Source organism: Paraburkholderia lacunae (assembly GCF_003353175.1).
GTDB classification, from domain to species: Bacteria; Pseudomonadota; Gammaproteobacteria; order Burkholderiales; family Burkholderiaceae; genus Paraburkholderia; species Paraburkholderia lacunae.
Window position 1 is genome coordinate 74,881 of record NZ_QHKS01000018.1, and the last position, 23,019, is coordinate 97,899.

Annotated in this window: 13 protein-coding genes and 3 pseudogenes; 4 read left to right on the plus strand and 12 right to left on the minus strand. The window is 62.9% G+C overall.

Features of this window, described 5'->3' with window-relative positions:
• Positions 1-14: 14 nt before the first annotated feature.
• The 4 genes and pseudogenes from DLM46_RS25275 to DLM46_RS25295 form a co-directional block, all read right to left on the minus strand.
• Positions 15-1,340, minus strand: a complete 1,326-nt coding sequence (locus tag DLM46_RS25275) for a glutamine synthetase family protein (protein ID WP_425274014.1) — start codon at positions 1,338-1,340, stop codon at positions 15-17.
• 191 nt (positions 1,341-1,531) lie between these two features.
• Positions 1,532-2,089 (minus strand): helix-turn-helix domain-containing protein, encoded by a 558-nt coding sequence (locus tag DLM46_RS25280; protein WP_115105123.1) that lies wholly within the window; start codon positions 2,087-2,089, stop codon positions 1,532-1,534.
• A 26-nt stretch (positions 2,090-2,115) separates the two neighbouring features.
• On the minus strand, positions 2,116-3,405 hold the full coding sequence (locus DLM46_RS25285; RefSeq protein ID WP_115105124.1) for an NAD(P)/FAD-dependent oxidoreductase: 1,290 nt from the start codon (positions 3,403-3,405) through the stop codon (positions 2,116-2,118).
• 261 nt (positions 3,406-3,666) lie between these two features.
• Positions 3,667-5,391, minus strand: a pseudogene (locus DLM46_RS25295) (amidohydrolase); the annotation flags it as partial.
• 324 nt (positions 5,392-5,715) lie between these two features.
• Between DLM46_RS25295 and DLM46_RS40500 the strand changes: the two are divergent.
• A pseudogene (locus DLM46_RS40500) lies at positions 5,716-5,814 on the plus strand ((2Fe-2S)-binding protein); the annotation flags it as partial.
• A 101-nt stretch (positions 5,815-5,915) separates the two neighbouring features.
• Positions 5,916-6,179, plus strand: coding sequence for a hypothetical protein (locus DLM46_RS25305; RefSeq protein WP_115105239.1), 264 nt, complete (start codon positions 5,916-5,918; stop codon positions 6,177-6,179).
• 565 nt (positions 6,180-6,744) lie between these two features.
• Here the strand turns inward: DLM46_RS25305 and DLM46_RS25310 are convergent.
• The 4 genes from DLM46_RS25310 to DLM46_RS25325 form a co-directional block, all read right to left on the minus strand.
• Positions 6,745-9,612 (minus strand): cellulose synthase subunit BcsC-related outer membrane protein, encoded by a 2,868-nt coding sequence (locus tag DLM46_RS25310; RefSeq protein WP_115105126.1) that lies wholly within the window; start codon positions 9,610-9,612, stop codon positions 6,745-6,747.
• Positions 9,605-11,896, minus strand: coding sequence for a cellulose biosynthesis cyclic di-GMP-binding regulatory protein BcsB (locus DLM46_RS25315; RefSeq protein WP_115105128.1), 2,292 nt, complete (start codon positions 11,894-11,896; stop codon positions 9,605-9,607). Before DLM46_RS25315 ends, DLM46_RS25310 begins: the two co-directional genes overlap by 8 nt.
• On the minus strand, positions 11,893-14,256 hold the full coding sequence (gene bcsA / locus DLM46_RS25320) for a UDP-forming cellulose synthase catalytic subunit (protein WP_244306364.1): 2,364 nt from the start codon (positions 14,254-14,256) through the stop codon (positions 11,893-11,895). Before bcsA ends, DLM46_RS25315 begins: the two co-directional genes overlap by 4 nt.
• A gap of 247 nt (positions 14,257-14,503) precedes the next feature.
• Positions 14,504-15,490 (minus strand): hypothetical protein, encoded by a 987-nt coding sequence (locus tag DLM46_RS25325; RefSeq protein WP_133300376.1) that lies wholly within the window; start codon positions 15,488-15,490, stop codon positions 14,504-14,506.
• 385 nt (positions 15,491-15,875) lie between these two features.
• On the opposite strand from DLM46_RS25325, the gene DLM46_RS25330 reads away from it, so the two are divergent.
• Positions 15,876-19,526: an autotransporter outer membrane beta-barrel domain-containing protein gene (locus DLM46_RS25330; RefSeq protein ID WP_115105131.1), complete on the plus strand. Its 3,651-nt coding sequence runs from the start codon at positions 15,876-15,878 to the stop codon at positions 19,524-19,526.
• A gap of 90 nt (positions 19,527-19,616) precedes the next feature.
• On the opposite strand, the gene DLM46_RS25335 is transcribed toward DLM46_RS25330, so the two are convergent.
• The 4 genes and pseudogenes from DLM46_RS25335 to DLM46_RS25345 all read right to left on the minus strand — a co-directional run.
• On the minus strand, positions 19,617-19,979 hold the full coding sequence (locus tag DLM46_RS25335) for a hypothetical protein (protein ID WP_115105133.1): 363 nt from the start codon (positions 19,977-19,979) through the stop codon (positions 19,617-19,619).
• Between the two features lie 8 nt (positions 19,980-19,987).
• A complete protein-coding gene (locus DLM46_RS39890) occupies positions 19,988-20,167 on the minus strand; it encodes a hypothetical protein (RefSeq protein ID WP_208866326.1) in 180 nt (59 codons plus the stop codon).
• Between the two features lie 72 nt (positions 20,168-20,239).
• Positions 20,240-20,719 carry an EAL domain-containing protein gene (locus DLM46_RS39895; RefSeq protein WP_208866327.1) on the minus strand — a complete coding sequence of 160 codons (480 nt, stop codon included), beginning with the start codon at positions 20,717-20,719 and terminating at the stop codon, positions 20,240-20,242.
• A 14-nt stretch (positions 20,720-20,733) separates the two neighbouring features.
• Positions 20,734-20,947 (minus strand): annotated as a pseudogene (locus tag DLM46_RS25345) (transposase); the annotation flags it as partial.
• Positions 20,948-21,576: 629 nt separating this feature from the next.
• Here DLM46_RS25345 and DLM46_RS25350 point away from each other — a divergent pair.
• Positions 21,577-22,971: a sensor domain-containing diguanylate cyclase gene (locus DLM46_RS25350; RefSeq protein ID WP_115105134.1), complete on the plus strand. Its 1,395-nt coding sequence runs from the start codon at positions 21,577-21,579 to the stop codon at positions 22,969-22,971.
• Positions 22,972-23,019 lie beyond the last annotated feature (48 nt).

Below are 23,019 nucleotides of genomic sequence, written 5' to 3' on the forward strand. Positions count from 1 at the left end.
TCAACAGACTGCCCTTAAAGAAACCAGCGGTACTCCCGCGCGCTGACGTCATTCATAAAGTCCAGATGATCCTGGCGCTTATTCTCGCAATAGACCATCACGAACTCCTCCCCCATTCCTTCCCGCACGACCGGATCGCCCTGCATCGCGGCCACAGCCGCAAGCATATCCTGGGGAAAATCGACCCCGCTTGCGCGGTCTTCGTTGAGCGGCGCAATGGGCTCGCGGGCAGCAGCCAGCCCATGCTCCATGCCCACGAGAATGGCTGCCAGCACGAGATAAGGATTGGCATCGGCGCCCGCCAGGCGGTGTTCAATGCGTAAATTGCGCTCATCCGATTCGGGAATGCGAATGCACGCGTCGCGGTCTTCGAATCCCCAGCTGGCGCGGCTGGCAGCATTCGCCTTCCAGCCATAGCGGCGAAACGCATTGTGATTCGCCGCAAAAACCGGCATGCAATGCGGCAGCAGAGCAAGGCAACCGGCCACCGCGTGGCGCAACGGCCGCTGGCCGTCTGCCGCCAGCAGGTTGTTGCCGCCCTCGTCGTAGAGACTCACATGCACATGCATACCGCTACCTGGCGCGTGCAGATAAGGCTTGCTCATGAAGCTCGCGCGGTAGCCGTGTTTCATCGCTACGCCACGCGTGCTGCGGCAGAATAAGGCCGCCCAGTCCGCGGCACGCAAACCGTCGTCGTTGTGACCGAAGTTGATCTCGAACTGCCCGGGTCCCAATTCGGCGGTGATCACGGTCGCCTCCACGCCCTGCTCGCGAGCGGCGTCGACCATCTCGTGGAGCACGCCGGAAAACCTCGACAGCCGCTCGATATGCATGTTCGGCTGGTCGTCCCTGTCGTCGCTGAGCGGGTCGCGCGGGAAGCGCGGCAGACCGTCCTCGAGCCGCGCGTCGAACAGGTAGAACTCCAGCTCGAAAGCCACCACCGGGCGGATGCCGCGGCGCTCGAAGCGTCTCAGCACCTGCGCCAGCACCTCGCGCGGCTCGAACTCGATGGGATTCGCGGTGCCGTCCGAGGTGATCAGCATCTGCCCCAAGGGCTGGCTCTCCCATCGCACCGGCGCGAGCGTACCGGCGACGAGGCGGCGTGTCGCATCCGGATCGCCGTCGTTGAAGCAGTAGTCGCCGATCCGGTACAGGCCGCCCTGCGCACCCAGCAGTATGCAGTTCTGCGGCAGCTTCAGAAGGCCGCCGGCAGCGACCTTCTCGAGCATGTCCATCGGATAGCGCTTGCCATAAAAGTGCCCAGGGATATCCAGGCAGATCAGGTCGACATAGCGTACTTCGGGATAGGCCGCGCGGAAGGCGCGCACTTCACTGAGCAAATCTGCTGTAGGGGAAGCCACCTTGTTGTCCTTCTCACGAGTAAATGATGATCGAGCTTCGGTTCATCGTCGCGATGGCCAGGCCAGACGACGACCGCACAGGACACGAGACTCACGGCGCCATCAATTGGCAATCCGGATTTTCATACGCGCAAAGCCTCGCCCGATGTGTGAGGAGCCGGCTGAACCCTCTAGGTGAACACCCAAAGTACCCGCGCCGGCTGATTAGACAGATTGGCGTAGCGGAACTGGGCGTGCGCCGGCACCTGGAAACCGTCGTTGGGCCCGAGCGTCACAGGCTGCTCCTCGCCGTCCAGCCAAATGGTCAACTCGCCTTCGAGGACGAAACCGCCCTGCTCGTCGCTGTCGTTCAGGGGCCGGTCACCGCTGCTGGCGCCGGGGGCCAGGTGGCTTTCCAGCATCGAAAAGCCCGCTGCCATGTTCGGCGACACCAACACGTCGGTCACGCCTTCGGCGTAATAAACGGTGCGCCGTTCTCCGGGCCGGGTCACCCAAGGCAAGGCACGCGGCTTGCTCAAGCTATAAAAATAGGTGGTGGGCGCGCCCAGCGCCTCGCCGATGGCGGTCAGGTCGCCCACCGTCGGACGCGACAAGCCGCGCTCGACCTGCGAGAGAAAGCCCACCGAGCGGCCGATCTTCTTCGCCAATGCGCCCAGGGTCACCTTCTTGTGCTTGCGCAGATCGCGAATCAATATCGCGAGACCTTCCATCTCTTCCTGCCTGTTCATCTTCCGTCCCTCTTCTACCCTTTCTCTCAGACTCTATCGCGCAGGCGATACCAGGTTTTCCCAATGACTTCCAGCGGCGCCGCCAGCAACGCACCGCCAGGAAACGGCGGGTTGTCGATGGACTGATACAGGCCCAGCAGTTCGTCGTCGCCGAGGATGGCGTCGGCCACGGCCCGGGCGGCGGCGAGCGTCGGCAGCACGCCATGACCCGAGTAGCCCTGCAGCCAGTAGCGCTCACCGTGGCGGCCGATATCCGGCGTACGTTTCATGCTGATATCGATATGGCCGCCCCAGGCAAACTCCAGCTCTACCCCGCGCAGTTGCGGGAACGCCCGTTCCAGGTAGGGCCGCGTGGCTGCCGCGATGTCCTTTGGAATACCGCCCGCGTACGTGCAACCGCCGCCGAACAGCAGGCGGTTGTCCGGGCTCAGGCGGAAGTAGTCGGGGACGAACTGGTTGTCGATCACACAATGGTTGCGCGGCAGAAGCGAGCGGGCCAGTTCCGGCTCCAGCGGCGAAGTGGCCACCTGATACGTGCCGACCGGCAAGACGCGTCTCGCAAGCTTGCGGTCGAGACGGTCGAGATACGCATTGCAAGCGAGCACCAGCACGTCCGCGCGCGCCTCGCCCCTGTCAGTGCGCACCACATAACCGGCGGACGTTTCGCGATAGTCCAGCACCTTGCTCTGCTCGAAGATGCACCCGCCCGCATGCTCGATGGCCGCCGCCAGGCCTTGGGCCAGTTTGAGCGGATTCAGATGGCCCGCCTCCGGATCGTAAAGCGCCGCATGATAGCGCGCGCTTCCGATCCACTCAGGCATCTCCGCGCGGGGGATGAAACGCATCCGGTCGTAGCCCCACTTCTCCACGGCCTCGCGCTGAGCCTCCTGCAGCAGAGCGACGCGGCGCGGCAGCACTGCCGCCCACAGACTGCCGGCCCGGTAGTCCGCATCGAAGCCATGACGCCCCGCCAGTTCACGTATCTCCGCGGCGGCCCAGCGCATGCTGTCCCACAGCTGGCGGGCACGCTCCCGCCCCAGCGCCGCCTCCAGCGGCGGCATGTCGCACGACCAGCCGAGCAGCGCCTGTCCGCCATTGCGCCCGGACGCCGCCCAGGCCACCCGGCTCGCCTCGAGCAAGGTCACGCGCTTGCCTGCCAGAGCGAGGCGCAGCGCCGTGTGCAGGCCGCTGAAGCCTGCGCCGACGATCGACACCTCGGTGTCTACACGGTCTTCCAGCGCCGGACGCAGCGGAATCGGACCGGGATAGGTGCGCGCATAGTAGCTCGCGACGTGCTCGCTGGACTGATGGAACATTGGACACGGCCATGAAAAATCGAATCGATAATTTCATGAAAAAATAGCATCACTTTTTCACGAAAGCAATCGTGATCTTCACCGGACCGTTGTAGTCACGAGGCGACGATCCGCCTGAACACCAGCAGGATCGTCCTTCGCTTCACCTTGAGTAGCCAATAGAGCAGCCCGACCGCGAAGCCGACGCCCAATGAAATGATGTCGCCCATACCGATCTTCCTTTCCGTAGCCATCTGTCGTGACGGCACGCAAGCGTGGGCGTCAGAACGCGAAACAGCTACAACCGAGCGCGCCCCAGAAGCCGTTCGAATCGCTGACCGGCACGTTCTTGCGCCACGCCCAGCCGTGCGCATGCGCGTGCCCGCCGCACAGATTCACGCAGCCGTCCACGCAGGCCACCGCGGTCGGCTTGTAACGGCTGTAGCCGCCGAACTCGGCAACCGGCGACCTCGACGGACTGACCGGCAGATCGGGCGGCGCGAGCGGCGCGAATTCCTCGTCCGCATAGACGATCTTGCCGCCCACCACCGTCATCACCGAGTTCAAGAACTTGATGCGGGTTTCGTCGACGGTGAAGTAGTCTTCGCTGAGCACCGCGAAGTCGGCGAAATGGCCGGGCATCAGCGCGCCCTTGCGGTCGTCCTCGTTCGAGAACCATGCGCTGCCCACCGTGTAGCGGCGCAATGCTTCCATCCGGTCCAGCCTGTTCACGCTCGAATACATCGCGGTGCCGCCCACCGTCTTGCCCGACACCATCCAGTACAGCGACACGAACGGATTGAAACTCGCGACGCGCGTGGCATCCGTGCCCGCGCCGACCGGCACGCCGGAGTCGAGCATGCGACGGATCGGCGGCGTGTGCTGCACGGCCTCTTCGCCGTAGCGCTGAATGAAGTACTCGCCCTGAAAGGCCATCCGATGCTGAATCGCAATACCGCCGCCGAGCGCGCGCACCCGCTCGATGTTATGTTGCGTGATGGTCTCGCAGTGGTCGAAGAACCAGCGCAGCCCGTCGAACGGAATATCGGCGTTCACGCGCTCGAACACATTCAGGAAGCGCTCGATCGACTCGTTGTACGTGGCGTGCAGACGGAACGGCCAGCGGTTCGCCACCAGCAGCCTGACCACGGCTTCGAGTTCGTCTTCAAGCGTGTCCGGCAGATCGGGGCGCGGCTCGAGAAAATCTTCGAAGTCGGCGGCCGAGAACACCAGCATCTCGCCCGCGCCGTTCACACGCAGGAAATCGTCGCCTTCGCCGGGCCTCGTCACCTTCACCCACTTCGCGAAGTCTTCGATTTCCTTCCTGGCGTTCTGCGTGAACAGGTTGTACGCGATACGCACGGTCAGTTCATTGCGCTTCGCGAGATCCATGATGACCGCGTAGTCGTCCGGATAAGCCTGGTAGCCGCCGCCCGCGTCGATCGCGCTGGTCACGCCGAAGCGGTTCAGTTCGCGCATGAAGTGCAGCGTGGAGTTGCGCTGATCTTCCGGCGCGAGCTTCGGTCCTTTGGCGAGCGTCGCGTACAGGATGCCGGCGTTCGGCCGCGCGATCAGCATGCCCGTCGGGTTGCCGCGCTTGTCGCGCTGGATCTCGCCGCCGGGAGGATTCGGCGTGTCTTTCGTATACCCGACCGCACGCAGCGCCGCGGCATTCAGCAGCGCGCTGTCGTAGAGGTGCAGGATGAACACCGGCGTATCCGGTGCGATGGCATTGATTTCGTCGAGCGTCGGTCCGCGCCGCTCGACGAACTGGAATTCGTTCCAGCCGCCCACCACGCGCACCCACTGCGGCGCCGGCGTGCGGGCCACCTGCTTGCGCAGCATCTCGAGGGCGTCGGCCAGCGACGGCACGCCGTCCCAGCGCAACTCCATGTTGAAGTTCAGGCCGCCGCGAATGATGTGCAGGTGCGAGTCGTCGAGACCGGGGATGACCGTGCGCCCTTTGAGGTCGATCTGCCGCGTGTTGTCGTTCACATGACGCATCACGGCGTCGCGGGACCGACGCATCGCGAATCCAGCCTGTCAGGAAGCCCTGGTCGGCGCCATCGGCGCGACCTCGGCGCCGGTCGCGGGGTGCCTGGCCGATGCGGGCCAAACGGTGCGAGCGACGCTGATCGCGCTGGTTCGCTATCTGACGATCGGCCATCCGTTTGCCGTCCGTCTGCCGTCCGTTTTCCGCCCGCAGCGCTTGAGCGAACCGGTTCATTCAGGAAGCCGGACGGAATGCCGTCCGCGTGCTTAACAACATTTCAGCGTAGCTTCAGGAAATCCTCTGAGGTTAGCGATACGCCAGTCGACAGAGTCACGCATCTGAAACCAACGCATGCGGTCGATATCGATCCGTCGACGCCACGGCTCCGTGCGCTGTGTAACGACCTGCATCTGCACAGCGCGAAGTTCGGCTGCGGGCAGTTCGCAGATGCGGCGCTGCGCGGATCCTTCGCGTGCGATCTGTTTCACCATGCCTCCGTGCTAGGATGGTTGCTGCTCACTGCGACGAGGAATTCGCCATGGCAGACCATGACTTCAGCGAGTTTTCCTGGGATGAACAGGAAGACGTCAAGGCCTTGCTTGCAAGCCAGGGACTTGACGTACGAGAGTTCAAGATCACGGACAACGGCGACTCTCCGGCGGGCGGCAAAATCGGCGCCGTCCGACAGATATCCGTCACGCGGATCTCTAACGGCAAAATGGCGATTTATGACACCGATCATTTCGCCACCTGGATCACAGATTTCGCAGACGGGCTGGAAGCGGGCGCGTTCGACGACTGACGTTGAACAGCAGCCATCGCCATTCGGCGCGCTAAATCACCAATCGGTGTCTCAACAGACGCGTCCACCCCTGATCCAATCGCTTTGCACGGCGAGTGGGAGCCTAAGCATATGACGGAGGACGGCGGGTCAGACCGCCAACGTTGCCAATACCGCCACGGTTCGCGGTGGTTGCCCTCGACAGGCTCATCAGAAATGGGGATACCTGCTTTAGCATCGGATTGATACGCTGTGTGTTCGTACAACTGTCCCGTTGTGCGTGTGTGTTCGGGCCTCGGCTTCGTCCGGGGCTTCTTTTTGTCCGCCCGCGCAGCGTCCCGCCAGCTATTTACCGAAACATTACGGGTGCCGTGTGCAGATTGTGTGCACTAAACGGTGCAGGGATCAAATAAGGACGGCTGAATGGGAAACTCAGTAGGGAAATCCTGAAAATAGGCTGAGGATATCCCCATCGCACTCGGGCTCCAAGTTCCGGTGCGTACTGCTGAGCGCATGCCCGGAGCATGCTCGATATGTGTCGGAGCGAGTCACGAAATCAGTGGGAAACGACACGACTATGCGGGGCTTAATTATGGTTGTCGTCGAGTTGCAGGTAGAAATCGCGCGCGTTGTGCGGCAAATCACGACTGAATACGGCCGCACGCGGTGCAAGGAAATAACGGACGAACGCGAGCGCGGCGAACTGCCGGTCGCGACCCGGTGTCACGTTTGCGTCCACAAGCGCGCCGAGTTGCAATCTGGACCCGAGTCTTGTCACAGCGGCAAGCTGCGCGTGTGCGTAGGGGCCGTGGTCGTGGCTGCCGGCGCAGGTGAATTGCGCCGCACTGTCGACGATTGACTGGCTCGAACCGGGCAGCTGCGCGATCGCATTTGCCAGACCCGCGGTCAAGCCGAGCGGAAAACACCGTTCGGAACGCTGAAGCGTGTCGTTCCAGCCCGTTTCGAGATTCCCCTGCCACTGCCAGTTGCGCCCTTCTTTCGACAGCCATTGCAGCGCAACGCCCGTGCCCAGCGACGATTGCGGACTGTAGTATCCGCCTTGGCCCCAGCTATAGAAGTTTTCGTTGCGGCGGTACGAAAGGTAGTGCAACGCGGGCCCCATGCTGAAATAGTCGAAGCCGGGCACGCGAAAATCATAGCCGCCCGACAGGTCGGCCGACATGCCCTCGTTGCCCACCACGTTCATGCCGGTCAGCCATTGCCCTTCCACCGCCGCATTGACATTCCAACGCGGTGCAACCTGCCAGCGTACCTGCGTGCCGCCCGCCATGCGGCGCACAGCGCCCCATTTACCTCCGCCGACAGCCGCCGGCAAGGTCATGCCACGCCACGAGAGCAGCGAGTCGCGCACCGGCATGACGCCGATGTAAGTGGTCCACATGCCCCAGGACGTTTGCTGCCCGATGCTTGCCTCGCGAGTGGGCTGAAAGCCCGCAGGCGCGCCCTGGGTGGCGCCGGCGGACACGCTCCAGTCGAACCTTGGCAAGGCGCCAATGCGTATCGAGTCGGCCACCATCACCTGCAATTCTTCGGCACGGGCCGAGCCGCCTACAGTCGCGACTTGCCTGAAGTTGTTGAAGGTATTCTCAAGCGATCTCTTGACCGATTCCTTGGCGTTGCCCACGCCGTCCAATATCAACGATTCGAGCCGGCCAAGCGACCCCGGCACCGTCTGGTCCAACGAGGTCGTCCCCGCATTCAGGAAAAGCTGCCGGTACCGCAGCTCATATTGCGTCGTGTTGTGAATCCACTCGCCGCGCAGCGCAGGCGCGATCGTATCGAGCCGCCCTTGGCCGGCCGCGCCCACGTGATCCGACCACGTGAGGCCACCCGCTACCGACGCCGCATCGATTCCATTCAGATCGGCAGGAACGTAGCGTCCGATCCGTTGCCCGTCGGCTCCGCCGACGCGCGCATCGCGCAAGGCCACGCGCGAAGCGACAAACTGCTTGCGATAGTAGAGCTGCTGCGCGCCGAGTGCATCCAGGTAGGAACCAACGAGGCCGCCGCCGGCCGCGGCGGCGAGGCGCTCAGGCGCGGCGCCGTGGTTCAGCGCAAGAGTCGCGAGCGCCAACCCTTCGGCGCTGTCGTCGTCATGGTCCCGCTCGTAGCGCTCGCGAAACACTGCGACCGCCTGCACATATTGGCCCAGCGCGTACAGATTCCAGCCGCGCAGCGCCTCCGTATCCGCCGCCGGCATGCCTTCGCTTGCAGCCACGTCGAGCAGCTGCAGGCTGTCGCGATAGCGGCGTTGCCCATAGGCCGCGTTTGCCTGCGCAACTGCAATCTGTGCGCGAGCCCGGCGTGCGCGTGGCTCGTCGCGCAACGACGGTTGCGCGAGCAGCGCCATGGCCGAATCGAAGGCGCGTTGTTCGATCTGCGCCTGGACGAGACCAAGCGTCGCGTCCACGTCGCCCGGCGCAAACGTCAGTGCTGCGTCGAACCAGCTGTCTGCTTCTTCGACGTGATGCTGGGCGAGCTCGATCCAGCCGGCCAACGTCGCCGCCGGCGCGTCGCGATACGCACGAATGGATGGCGCAAGCGCGGCCAGCTGCCGGGCGGCACTCGCGTCGGCCGCGGGCGTTGTGCCCAGCGCCGCGACGGCGCGCTGATAGCGCAGGCGTTCGAAGGCGGCCTCACCGTCCGCATCGCGGCGGCCTTGTGACGCTTCGAGGTCGATCAACGCAGCGGTTTGCTCGACCGGCAACTCGCGTTGCGCACGGTAGAGCGTGGCAATACGATTCGCGTCCGGCTTGCAGGCGGGAATCACCGTGCGGTAAAGCGCGTAGACATCGTCGAGGTAGCCCGTGCGCACAAACAGGTCCGCCGCTTTCCATAGACGATCAATGTGCGCGCAACCGAATTCGTCCGGCGCACGCGCGATCAGTTTGCGCAGCGCGCCGGGTTCTCCGTTCAGCGCGGCGGCAATTTCCGCGTCCCGCTGACGCCGGGCGCGTTCGACGATAAGCGCCTGCGACGGCCTCCATGAGGGGAACTCGCGCACGAGCCCATCGATGCGCTGGTCGTATTCGCCAAGCCGGTTCGCCTTCAGCAACTGCCACAGCGGACGTTCGTCAGGCGCCTGCTGCGTGACGGGCGTGACGGGCGTGACGGGCGTGTCGCCGCTGTCAGTCGCGTGAAGGGCGCCATGCGCAGGCGGGTTGCCGACAGACGGTGGCGAGGATGGTTCGGGCGCGGCGAGCAGGTTTTGCTGCTCCGACTGCACGATGCGTGCACGCCCCGCCTCGTTCCTTGCATTATCCAGACTGCGCTGACGATCCTGCTGCACGCGGGGTTCCGTTGTGTCGCTTGCGCTTCCGAATGTCGGGTTGTGCCGCTCGATGTCCAGCAGATTGTCCTGCGCCGCCCACCCCCATGCCGGAATTGCAACGCACCACCACACCACCCAGCGCCATCTGTCTGCGTTATTCATCCGTGTCACGGTGCCGATTCCGGTGGTAGCGACGCAGTAACAGCGCGGTCAACGCCGAGAACATGGCCAGCAGCAGGATGAGCGCCGCGTAGCCCAGCCACGGGTGATGGGACAGCATGTAACCGAGGTGGTCCCCGATACTGAGCGTGCCGGATTCGTAGGTGTCGCCCACACTGGCCGTCCACAACCCGGGGCGGTCGAGGCTCAGCAGCGCGACGTTGCCGTCGAGGCTTGCCCAGTAGGCCGGATTGATCAGCTGCCCAACGCCCTGCGCCAGTTCGGCCGCGTTGGCAGCCGTCAGCACGGTCAGCGCACCCGCGGACTTGTCGCGATACTGCATGACGAGCAACTGTTGCGACAGCGATGCGGCGCCATGCAGCGTAACGCTTGCGGGCGAAGCAGCATGCGCGGGCGTGCCGAGGAAACTGTGCCAGTGACGCGCGACCCAGCCGTCTGCAAGCTCGTCTGGAGAGCCTGCGGCGGCGTCCGTGGCGCGGATGCTCTGCCCTGGAAACCAAGGCGCACCTTCGAGCGCCGAAGGCGTTAATGCCGGGGCCGCGCCGATCAGTATCGTCTGGCGGCCTGGCTGCGGTGCGCCAAAGGTGATCTGCGCGGCAGCGAGCGGTGCCATTTGCGTCTGCGCGAGCTTGCCCGCGAGCGACCACGCAGCCGCAATGGTGTCGTTGTCGCGCGAAGCGACACGGATGGCCAGACCGGCTCCGTCCGGACGGACCATATAGGGAAATCCGCTGTCCGCAAAGCGCTTGAGGTCCGGCAGCATCGTGAAGTGTGACGCGGGCGGCAGCGTCAGCGTTGAATCGTCGAACAGCGTGACCGAGAGATTGCCTGTCTGCCGCAACGCGCAGCGGTCCGTCACGAGCGGGACCAGCACGGGGCGAAGCGACAGCGTGTTAGCGCCCGCACGGAAGTCGCGCAACGGAATACTGATGCGATAGTGCCGAATGACCGCGCCTTGCGGCTGGTCGAGCGCCATCACCTGTTCGAAGCGCCCGTTCAGGAAAACGTTGAAAACGGAATCCTCACGCATCTTTGCGCCTTCCGTGAAGTTCATGTCGAGCATCACCTTTGCATCCTCGGGTGCATAGATGTCGGCGGGCAGTCTGACCTCCATATCGGCATGGTCGCCGGGACGCAGCGTGCGGCTCGTGAAACCGAGCTGGCGGAACGTAAAGGGCGCAGTGCCCGATACCGTTCCCCCTGCCGACCACGACGGCATGGCGGCTTCGTCCAGCCCGCCAACCAGGAGTTCGTCACGGCGCGGCAACGGCAATTCGCGATGCGCGAACGCACGCGCCGCGCGGTTGACCTCGGCGTCATCGCGGCCGCTGATGACGAGAACAAAGCGGCGGGCATCGTCAGGCTTCGGATAGATACCGAGAAAGGCACCGTCGATGCGGCTCGCAATCCGCGGATCGACGTAACTGCGCAATGCGTCGCGCGTGCCGATCAGCAGCAGATCGGAACCTGCCAACGGCGCAAGCGCGAGCCCCGGCAATGCGCCGCCTCCGGCACCGTGCTGGGCGTCGAACGCGCGCGGTGTCGCGCTCAAATAGCGCAACCGCAGTGCGACAGCCTGTGCGAGCAGGCCTCCGCTCGCGAGCTGCAGGTCGTTTTGCGGATGCGCTGCCGTCACAATGGCGACCTGACGCCCGGACCACTGTTTCGGGTCGATGAGGTCGTCGAGGTCGGCAAGTACCGGCGTCAGCGGCTTGAGTTCAGTTTGCAGTCGCAGCTTCGAGACACTGGTGTCCACTTCGCTCCACAACTCGGGCGAGTCCGGGTCTTCGCAGTTCTCCGTCGAATGCTGCGCGACTGCAAAAGTCAGTGTGTTGTAGCCCGGCCGAAACAGCTCGGCGGGGACGCGGATGTCGGCCGTCGTTTCCGGCTGCCGGGACGACAGCGGTAACTGCGCGATGGTGCGATCGTTGACGCGCACCGCGAGCTGCGAACGGTCCGTCAGCAGCGACACCGAATTGGATACGACGAGATGCAGCGTTGCGTTCTGTACCCGTTCGCGCGCGGATATCGGAATGCTCATACTGCTGGACGCAGCGGCACCGGCAAGGCGTAGCGAGCCGGACAGGTTGCCAAGTGTGGCAAGCGATACCTCAGCACCTGCTGTGGCAACGGACTTCGCTTCCGCGGGCTGGCTGACCGTCGGATTCTTTGGATGTCCGGCGGCGCATGCCGCACTACCGGCAAGCAAGGCCAGCGCGCAGCAGGCAGCCCGGGCCATTGCGTGGGAAATCGACGAAACGCTCATGTGTGTTTTTTCTGAATAGAACGGAAGGAGATGACCGTGTTCGACGCCATGCGCCACGGGCGTGCCGCAAACTGCAGCATGCCGGTCCAGAATCCCCGGTAATGGGCGAAGGCGTGCACGGTGCCGAGGCTCACGACGATCCCGAGACTGCGGAGTATGCCCACGCGTCGGTTGCGGCTCTCGCGGAAATCACGCCAGCGGCCGCTGTCGCCGAACACGAGGGCGACCTGTTCGGATAGCCCGCCGACGCTATCGTCAGCGAACTGCGCGCCGACCGCCACGCCGCCGTTGCCGGCACTGAACGTGTTGCGGATGGTGAGCGGCACGTGACTGACGCGGTCCAGCGCGACATTGAAAACCTCGAGCGTCGCGGTGCCATTGCATGGCACGTCCGTCTGCTCGGCCTCCGGAACAAGCAGTTTCAGGCCGCCTGCCGACATATCCAGCACGCGGCACGCGAACGCGCGCTGCGTGCCGGCCTCACCCGAAATCGGCGGTACATTCAGCGTGGCGTCGAGATTGGCAGGCACGCGCGGCACCGAGCGCCGCTGCTTGCGCTCGTACAGTACGCCGATGCAAGCGTTGAGCTGGACGAGGTTCAGGCCGCACCAGCCAAGCGCGGAAACGATCACGTCGCGGTGTGGGAAACCATCCAGCAGTTTCCATACGCCGACGGCCGCGCCGAGCAGCATGAGTACATAAGCGAGATAAAACGGTCCCGCCAGCTCTGAAATGGAGTCCTCCTCGATCTGTTCTCCCTTTGGCGTCACCTTGAAGCTCGGTGCACGCGGGCGCAGCATCACCGACAACACCGCGCGTAGTGAGAACATCGACTGCAGCAGTTCGTACACCTCGGAGATCAACGTCCACCGGTAGCGGCCAAACAGGAAGTCGGACGCGAGAATCGCCGCGATCATCTGCGGAAAGCCATAGGCGAAGAATTCGGGAATCGTCGCGTTATAGAACTGGAGCCCGAACACCAGATACATGACCGGAGCGAACAGGAATACGAGCCGCGCGTAGCAGAAGAACCAGAAGAACGAATTCGAGAAGTAGCAGAGCCGTTGCGCGAGCGAGAGTCCCTTGAGGCGTAAGGGATTGCGCAACAGGAACAGCTGGATCATGCCCTGTGCCCAGCGCGCGCGCTGCACGATAAAGCTTGAGAAGGTCTCGGGCTGCAAACCGGAGATCAGCGCTTCATTGACGTAAAGGCTGCGATAGCCGCGTGCATGCAGCATCAATGCCGTTTCTGCATCCTCGGTGATCGACGAGCCGGCAATGCCGCCGATCTCTTCCAGACACCGCCGCCTCAACACCGCAGCCGAACCGCAGAAAAACGAGGCATTCCAGAAATCGAGCCCCCGCTGAATAACCGAGTAAAACATCTCGTTTTCGGGTGGCATCCTGCCGAACATGCCGAGGTTTTTCTCGAGCGGATCGGGATTGATGAAGAAGTGTGGCGTCTGCACGAGGTACAGCTCCTCGTCGCACTGAAAGTAGCCGACGGTCTTCTCGAGAAAATCGGCCGTGGGCACGTGGTCCGCGTCGAAGATCACGATCAGTTCGCCATCTGTGCACGACAGCGCCGCGTTGATGTTGCCCGCTTTCGCGTGTTCGTTGCGATCGCGTGCGAGGTAGAGACCGCCGTGGCGGCTCGCCATCGCTTGCAGTGCGTTGGCTCGTGCCTGGGCTTCGGCGGCCTTCCCGGCGTCCTGCTGGCTAAGCTTTTGGCGCGTGCCGCCGTCGTCGAGCAGGTAGACGTTCAGCAGCCTGCGCGGATAGCGCATGTCGAGCGCCGCGCGCAACGTGACTTCGAGCAGTTCAGGCGGCTCGTTGTAGGTCGGAATGAAGACGTCGACACGCGGCAGCTTGCCTCCATCCGTCACGAGCGGAACGGGAGCGCGTTGAAGCGGCTGGCTGTTGACAAAGAGCCCAAGCATGGCAACAACGATTCCATACAGTTCGGCGCCGTAGAGAAGCATCATGAAGATGAAATCGGCAAGTCCGTTGTAGCCCAACGTCGCCGTGGTGCGCCAGTACAGGTAGCGCAGTGTCAGGAATACCGAGCACAGCAGAAAGAACATCCGGGTGCGCTCGAGGCGCGCGGTATGCCGCAGCAGGATCATCGTCCCCAGCACGGAGAAGGAGAGACAAATCTGGGCGCTCAGGTCGAGCTTGACAACGGCCAGCACCGAGATTGCCGCCAGCAAACTGCCCCATAGGGTAGTGATTGCCCACCCGGGTAGCATCGAGAGCGGTAACGCGTTGACGCACTGCTCGAATGCGTGTTCCAGCGCTGCTCTCGCGGCACGGGGGCGCGGCAGCTGGGCAACGGCTTGCGCCTCGGCTGTTTCATTCATGGCTGGACTTTAGTGTCTTGACAGGCGGGATATGCGGAAAGGGCCGGCGATATAAGCGTCGAACCGGTTAAAGGCAAATAGACGGCCCGGATTATAAGGATATCGGCTTGATGGTAAAAATATTTACGTCAGGCAATCGTTAAATATGGTCAATCCGACCTCTCATTCTTCACACTTCTGGAATCAAACGTTTGCGCGCCCAAAGACACGGCACACAATGACCAGCAGACACATAAGGCCTTACTGACTATCTTGTAGGGAAATCCTCAATTTGACATCGCATTACGGATATCCGTTTCTTCTGCGACGACCGCAGCTTTTTGGGCACGATCAAGACTATCTGCCGTTCCACCAGCCAATCCAGCGCCAAGCCAAACCGTGACGTATCGTTTTTCAATCTGGATCTCGTGCAGAAAGCCCGCAGCACATTGGCCAGAAACTCGATATTCGAATTGTCGTTAGTTGCAGAATTGGGGACTTGGCCGCCGTTTTGGCAGCCAGCCGTATTGTCGATCGAGCCCGCGTTGACGGTGCCCGTGCCGCCTGCGCTGAACACGCCGTTGCGGTTTGTGAAAGCACCGGCCGTCGTCACCGTCGCGTCACCGCTGGCAAGCACCGAACCGGCATTGTTGTTCAAGCCTTGCGCGGCCAGGGTCGTGTTGCCCTTCGCGGATACCGTGCCGGCGTTGGACAGCGTCGCGGCCGAAAGCGACACATTGCCGTTGCCGCCGATGAAGCCCTGAGTCCCATTCGTCAGCGCCGCGCTGACCGACACGCCGGTGGCGCCGTCGCCGGCATTCGCGACGCGGCCGCCGGAGTTGTCGACGTTCGCGCCCGCCACCGTCACCGCGGCATGCGCGCCGGCAGCGTCCATGCTGCCGCCACCGTTCGTGATGTCGCCGCTCGCAGCAACGTTCAGTGCGTTACCGGCGTGCACCGTGCCACTGGAGTTATCCAGCGCGCCCCGGACGTCGAGCGTTGCATCGCCCTGCGCAGAAGGCGAACCACCGCGGCTGGCCAGTGATGCGGCGGTGAGCGACAGCGTCCCGTTGGTTGCCACACTGCCGTTCGAATTGCCCGCTGCACCCTGACTCGCCAGCGTCAATGTGCCAATACCGGCGTGCGCAATGTGTCCAGCGTCGTTGAGCAGCGCATTCGCGTTGACGCTCAGGCGTTCTGTATCAACACCGCTTTCCGTTACGTCACTAGCCACAACGCCGATTGCCAGTGGCAAAAAAAGAGCATAGCGAGTGCCGCGCTGTGGAGGCCGAATTAGATGAACCACCTCAGTGCGACAGAACCGTTTTCCGAGCGCGCGTGAGTATTTCGCATTTCGGCGTAATGCTATTTGCGATAGCTGTTAAGAGCGATCGCAAACGTTTGCTTTTCTGCAATTCCAGTTGATTTGGGGTGGCCAGAACATTTCGGCTCGCGATGCATGTCAAAACGTCTGACGATATTTAACTTTCGAAAGAAAAATATTTCTATATCTTTCCGCCTCGATGCGGGACATCGCGGACTTTCGCATAAATCGGGAAATTCGCCAGACCCTCAGACCTCGAACGCGGTGTTTTCGTCCCGCGTTTAGTACATCGACATTAATGAATCGATAAAGGCATATGCGAAAAGAAACTCATCTTCAACGGGCGACAGACCATCATCCTGGATCACGCCCTCCCCGCAATCGACTGGCCGATCAGATATCGAGGCCACACCCCAAGGCAACGACCCTCTCCGTTCTTGGCTATATCGCACTGGTTCCCGCGCTCGCGCACGCCAACTGCACGACGTCGGGCACGACAACGACCTGCGATACAAGCTCGCCGTCGCCGTGGACGACGCAGATCGGCACCGGCCCGACGACGGCTTCCGGCGCCCAGGTGACCGTCGGGTCCAACGCGCAAGTCGTCGTTGGCAACAGCAGCGCCATCGCGCTGTCCGACAACGCGAACATCGTCGTGCAGTCCGGTGCGCTCGTGCAGAACGCCGCGACCAATGCCTCAGGCACGTACGGTACGGGCGGCAACACGATCGACTTCCGGAACAACAGCACGCTCACGGTGCAGCAGGGCGCGACGGTGCTGTCCAATGGTACGGAGGGGGACGCCGAAGCCGTCAACCCGGAGGGTACCGGCAACCTGATCGTCAACAACGGGACCATTCGTGGCATCAACAGCGCAGCCATCTGGTTTCAGAACACCTCGGGCACCAACACGGTCATCAACAATGCCACTGGCGTCATCCAGGCCCCGGGCAATGTCATGGGCGCGTCGGGCAATGGTGCCGTGGTGTTCAGCAACCTCGGCAAGGTGATCGGCAACCTGGTTTTTGCAGGCGGCAACGACACGCTGAACATGTTCACCGGCTCGAGCGTCTCGGGCTCCATCAACGGCGGCGGCGGCAGTAATCTGCTGACGCTGAACGGCACTGGCACGGCAACGCTGCCCACGACGATCACCAACTTCCAGACCCTGCAGAAGAAAGACAGCGGCACCTGGACGATCTCGAATTCGATCGGCAGCATGGGCATCACGTCAGCTGAAGTCCAACAGGGCACGCTGGTTCTCACGGGCAACAATTCGAGCTATACGGGCGCGATGCGCGTCGATCAGGCAGGCACACTGCGGGCCAGTGCGCAGAGCCTGCCCTCCGCCGTGACCGACAACGGCCTTGTGCAGTTCCAGCAGGACACGAACGGCACGTATGCGGGCCTCGTTAGCGGCTCGGGCGCCGTCGAGAAAGATGGGACCGGCACGCTGACGCTCGCGCCGTCGGCGGCTGGCGGCAATTCGTACACCGGCGGTACCGTGCTCAAGCAGGGTGTGCTGTCGGTGTCGGCGGACAATGCGCTCGGCGGTACGACGGGCGGTGTGACGTTCGATGGCGGCACGCTGCAGCTCGGCGCCAGCCTGGACCTCGCGAGCACGCGAGCCATCTCAGTTACCTCGAATGGCGGCACGATCGACACGCAGGGTTTCCAGTCGACGATCAACCAGGCAATCAGCGGATCAGGCGCGCTCGACAAGACGGGTTCGGGAACGCTGACGGTCAACGGCGCAGTGGTCGGGGCGATCGCGGCCGAGGTACAGCAGGGCACGCTCGTGCTCAACGGCGACGCTTCGCAGTTCACGGGAAGTGTGACGGTCGATCAGCCGGCCGTGCTGCAGGCGAGCGCGCAAAGCCTGCCGCCGACGGTCACCGACAACGGTCTTGTGCAATTCGAGCAAAACGCCGACGGCGTCTATACGGGCACGATCGGCGGCACCGGCGTCGTGGAGAAAGACGGAACGGGCACGCTGACGCTCGCACCTTCCGCAACCGGCGGCAATACCTACACGGGCGGCACCGTGCTGAAAGCGGGGACGGTCTCCGTCTCGGCCGACAGTGCGCTCGGCGGCGCCACGGGCGGCGTGACCTTCGACGGCGGCACGCTGCAACTCGGCAGCAGCTTCGACCTTGCGAACACGCGTGCGGTGTCGATTACCTCGAACGGCGGCACGATCGACACACAGGGCTTCCAGTCGACGATCGCGCAAAACATCACCGGCGCAGGCGCGCTGACCAAGGCGGGCAGCGGGACGCTCGTGCTCGACGGCGTCAATACCTATTCTGGCGGCACGACTGTGGCGGCCGGTACGCTCGTCGTCGGAGATGCGTCGAACACCGGAGCGTCGGTTGCCGGGGCGACGAGCGTCGCGACGGGCGCGGTACTCGGCGGCTACGGTACCGTCAATGGCGACGTGACGAACAATGGCACGATAGCGGTCGCCAATGCGTTGCCGTCGTCGGTCCCTGCCGGCGCGCGAGGCAGCTTCACGATCAACGGCCAGTTGACGAACGCGGGTCTGGTGCAGCTCGGCGGCGGCGGGCAGGCCGGCAATACGCTGAACGTGAACGGCTACGTCGGCCAGAACGGGACGATCGCGCTCAATTCCGTACTCGGCGCGGACAACTCGGCCTCGGACAAACTCGTCGTCAACGGCGGCACTGCGACAGGCTCGACCACGCTGAAGATAACGAACGTCGGCGGCCACGGCGCGCCGATCGTATCGAACGGCATTCAGGTCGTCGAGGCGGCCAACGGCGCGAAGACCGATGCGGGCGCCTTCACGTTGTCGGGCGGCATGGTCAAGGCCGGCGCATATGAATACTACCTGGCGAAAGGCGGCGTGACGGCAGGCACTTCGGACGACTGGTATCTGCGCAACACCGTGCCCGCCGCGGCCAGCGTGTCAGCGAACGGCAGCGGCGGCTCAGCCGTGGTCGCCGCAGAGGGTACGTCCGCGTTGCCGGCCGCGGGCAGTGCTCCGGTCACGCTGTACCGCCCCGAAGTGGCGCTTTACGCGCAGATTCCGGGCGTCATGCGTCAGCTCGACTGGATGCAGCTCGACGAGTTCCATCTGCGGCAGGGCGATCAGATGCTGCTCGGCGAGACGGGCCGATTGCCTGCCTCGTGGGGCCGTGTGTGGGGTGCGCATAGTGTGCTTTCGGAAGGTGGTGGCGTGAGCCCGCAATTCGACGGCACGATGGGCGGTGCGCAAATCGGTCAGGACGTCTATGCCGACGGAACGGAGGGTGGCCACCGCAACCATTACGGGTTCTATCTCGGCATGGGCCGCGCCACGGGCGACGTCAGCGGATTGGCAGTGGGCGTGCCGAATGCGGACGTCGGACACCTCTCCGTCAATGCGTACAGCCTCGCCGGCTACTGGACGCATATCGGCCCGGGCGGCTGGTACACGGATACGGTCGTGTCGGGCACCTCGCTGGTTGCGGCTACGACTTCGAGCGACAACCTTCACGCCAGCACGCACGGTACCGCCGTCACGGCCTCGATCGAAAGCGGCTTGCCGATCGCGATCGGGCATGGGCTCACGATGGAACCGGAAGTGCAGCTGGTCTACCAGCATCTGTCGATCAACGATCTCAACGACGGCGCCTCCAACGTGGGGTTCGGCAGCGGCAATACGGTGCTTGGCCGATTCGGCATCCGGTTTGCCGGCACGTGGAACGCGATGGGTGCAGCGTGGCAGCCCTATGTGGGATTCAATGTGCTGCACGCATTCGCCAACGGCGACCGCCAGACCTACGACAGCGTCGCGTCGATCGGCACGCCGGTCAACCAGACGACGGCGCGGATCGACGCGGGGGTGGTCACGAAGTTCTCGAAGCACGGCAGCGTGTACGCAGCCGTCAATTGGGGCACGAATCTCGACGGGGAACATGTGCGGACCATTGGCGGGAACGCCGGCGTGCGTTGGTCCTGGTAAGGCACGGCCGTCGTGAGCGCCGCTTCGCTCGCGCGTCCGTTCCCAGTCGGGAACAGTGCGACGCGAGGCGGCTCAATCCGGTTCTGGTAGTCATATAGCCGGCCGGCCTCCGTTCCAGTAGAACGGCTGGCGCAGATTCGGGCGGTGAACGCGCCCTGCAAATTCCGACGCGCCGCTACCTGTTTCGCCGAAAAACGTTGGTGGATAACGCCACACCGTTTTTCCGGACCGCGCACTCGCTGCAGCGACGACTTCCAGGCGTGTTTCGAGCAATTGCCGGTCGTGCTCGTTCACGACTAACGTCAAAGCGTCGATCGCAGCTTCGGAAAACGACCAGACGTCAGTTTCATTGCCGGTTGTGAAAACTTCGACGAGGGCGTTTTCTGCCTCATCCAACTCTGCCACTGCCAGTCGCCCGTGCCCGGCTTCGGTCAAGAAGCGGGTGAGCAGCATGACGCTTGTCAGCCGTTGGCCGAAGCGCCGTCTGCGCGCCCGCTGCGCACGGCTTCAAGCGCCACGCGCGAACGAAGCATCATCGCATCGGCGTCGGCGCGCGGCATCGGCAGATACAACATCTTTGAGCGCCGCGCGTGCAATGGCGACGCCGATTCGAAGCGCTTCTTCCCTTTCTTTGAATTCAACAAGGATGGCCTTGACAAGTTCCCCATGACGCCGATCCGTCGCCACCTTCTGGACGAACGACCGGTCGATCTTCAACGTGTCAATTGGAAGCGAGCGAGGTAGCTGAGCGACGAGTAGCCCGTACCGAAGTCATCGATCGCAATCGAAAGCCCTATCTCCCTGAATGACGACAACGTATTCAGCATCGCGTCATCCTCAGCGAGCAGCACGCTCTCCGTGATTTCGAGCTCCAACCATTCGGGGCGGCAGCCAGTCTCGACAAGGATGTCGTTCACCATCGACACGAAATCGTGAAACCGGAACTGTCTGGCAGACAGGTTAACCGCCACCCTATGTGATACCGATCCCGCGGCGGCGTTCCATTCGGCTGCCGTGCGGCAGGCCTCGCGTAGCACCCAGTTGCCCAGATCCACGATCAGGCCTGTTTCTTCGGCAAGCGGAATGAACTCATTCGGCGGGGCCAGCCCAACGCCAGGTCGGCGCCACCTGAGCAAGGCCTCCGAGCCAACGACGACATTGCCGTGAAACGACACCTTGGGCTGGTAGTGCAATTCCAGTTCGCCGCGCTCAATCGCGCGGCGAAGACCTCGAATGGTGGATGGGAGGCACACGCAGCGCGAGGTCGGCTGTTCAGACTGCCGGCGATGGCGTCGAGTTCGTCCTGACTGTAGACCAAAAGGTCTGTGACTTTGGGCAGATGCTGGCGCAGCAGTCCGTTGGTGTTTTCACAAGTGCCGCGTTGCAAGCGACTGTGGGGCACAGAAGTACGCTTTCGCGCCCGGAATCGTACGGGTCGGCCTAAGCCCGATACCAGCCCGCTTGATGCATCACAACGACATGGCGACGAACCGTGTGATTCCTCGTGAACCAGTGAATGATCGTAACCAGTTTCTTTCTCTTTTCTGCCACCTGAAGTGAATAAGGGCTTTCTCCTGTTGATATTACAAATGACCGCGTTATCAAGCCCCCGATCAGCGTCATCATGGATGACGTTTATAGAAACGTACACTTTCATCGTCAACCATCGCTAAACAATAATGGCGTGATTTTATGCGGTGTTAAAATCCCTAAAAACACGGCAGCGTAAAAATCGTCAAGCCACGCATACGCATCGCAACGCCACTTGTTGGGACGCCATGGCGGACCACCTGCGGCATGTGTTCGGGCCAAAGCGAAAATCCACGCAGCTCGGCCGTCAAAACGCATGCCGATCGATAGCGGCGTGTCGGCATGCCGCGAGAAAGACGTGTACAAATCGCAAGAAAGAATTCGACTAGATGTTGACGGTGATCACTCGGGGCGATTACCACTTCAACTGTTCCGGCAACGGTCTTCCGCGCCAATGATCCCCGGCGTCTTCGCCCAACCGTGACACGGCCTGCGCGGACGATTACAGGGGACATCCTCCATGCGGTCCTTGTCAGCCCAGCCCATTGCACGCGCCCATGTGGTATTTGCATGCAGCCTCGCGGCACTGATCATCGTTACCGGTCTGATCGTATTGCCGTTCGCCAACAGGCCGTTGCGGCCGCAACCGCTGGTTTTTCCGATCACATACACAGCGGTTTTCCTCTGCAGTTCCCTCACCGCGTTCCTGCTGTTGCTTCAGTTTGGCGCGACACGCCGGCGTGGCATGTTCGTGCTGAGCAGCGCGTATGTCTTTCTGTCGACCATCGCCTTGCTGCAACTGCTGGCGATGCTGGGTATCGCGGGGCTCGGCGCACAGCCGCTGCCATGGCTATGGGTCAGCTTTCATGCCGGCTTTCCTTTGCTTATCGCGATAGCGCGATTCATCCCCAATCGCAAGGAGCGCCCTGCCCGACCAGCGACGGGGGTCGCGATGGCGATCGTGACGCCTCTGCTGATCACAACGGGACTCGGCGCGGCCCTCACGTACTACGCGCCGCACCTGCCGGTGCTCGTGATCAACGCCACGCTCACCGCCGTCTTCGGCAACTTGCTCGTGGCGCTATGCGTGGAGGCGCTGTCGATCCTGGTGGTGGTATTGCTCGCAGGCCTGCGCGACCGGCTGGACCTATGGCTGTGCGTGACGGTGCTTGTTTATCTGGTTGATGAGATGCTCGTTGCAGCGACGCCAACCCGTTATACCGTCGGCTGGCTCAGTGCCGCCGTCATTGCGACACTCTCGTCGGCCATCCTGCTCTTCACCCTGTTGTGGGAGGTCCGGCAGCTCTACCGGAGCCTCATCACGCTGAACGCAGAACTACAGGAGCAGGCCTTCCACGACGGCCTCACCGGCATGTTTTCGCGACGGTACTTCGATCAGACGTTACCGCTTGTCCTGCGTGACAGGATCGACGCCCGGCAGCCACTGTGTCTCATGCTCATCGACGTGGACCATTTCAAGGCATGCAATGACCTTTATGGTCATCCGGCCGGTGACCGGCTTCTCATCCGTCTCGCGCGTACGTTGAGTCAGCACTTTTCCCGTCCAGGGCAGTTCGTGGCAAGGTATGGCGGCGAAGAGTTTGCTGCTGTGTTGCCGCGGGTCGACACCGCGCGAGCGGCCGATATCGCCGAATCGCTGCGCCAGGTGATCGAAGAAAGCGGTACCCGCCGTGACGACGTTTCGGTGCCGACATTGACCGTGAGCATCGGAGTCGCCTGCGTTCCGGCATCATACGAACCGGTCGAACCGGCGGCGCTGGTGACCTTGGCCGACGAGGCGCTCTATGCCGCCAAGCGGGCCGGTCGCAACTGCGTACGTGTGCACGTGCCCGATTCGGCTCCGTCCGTAGTATGGGATCGTTCCGACCTGTCGGCGGATATGGCCAACCGATAGCCGTCACGCGACGCGAGAGGACACGCCACTCCGTTGAAATGAAAATAC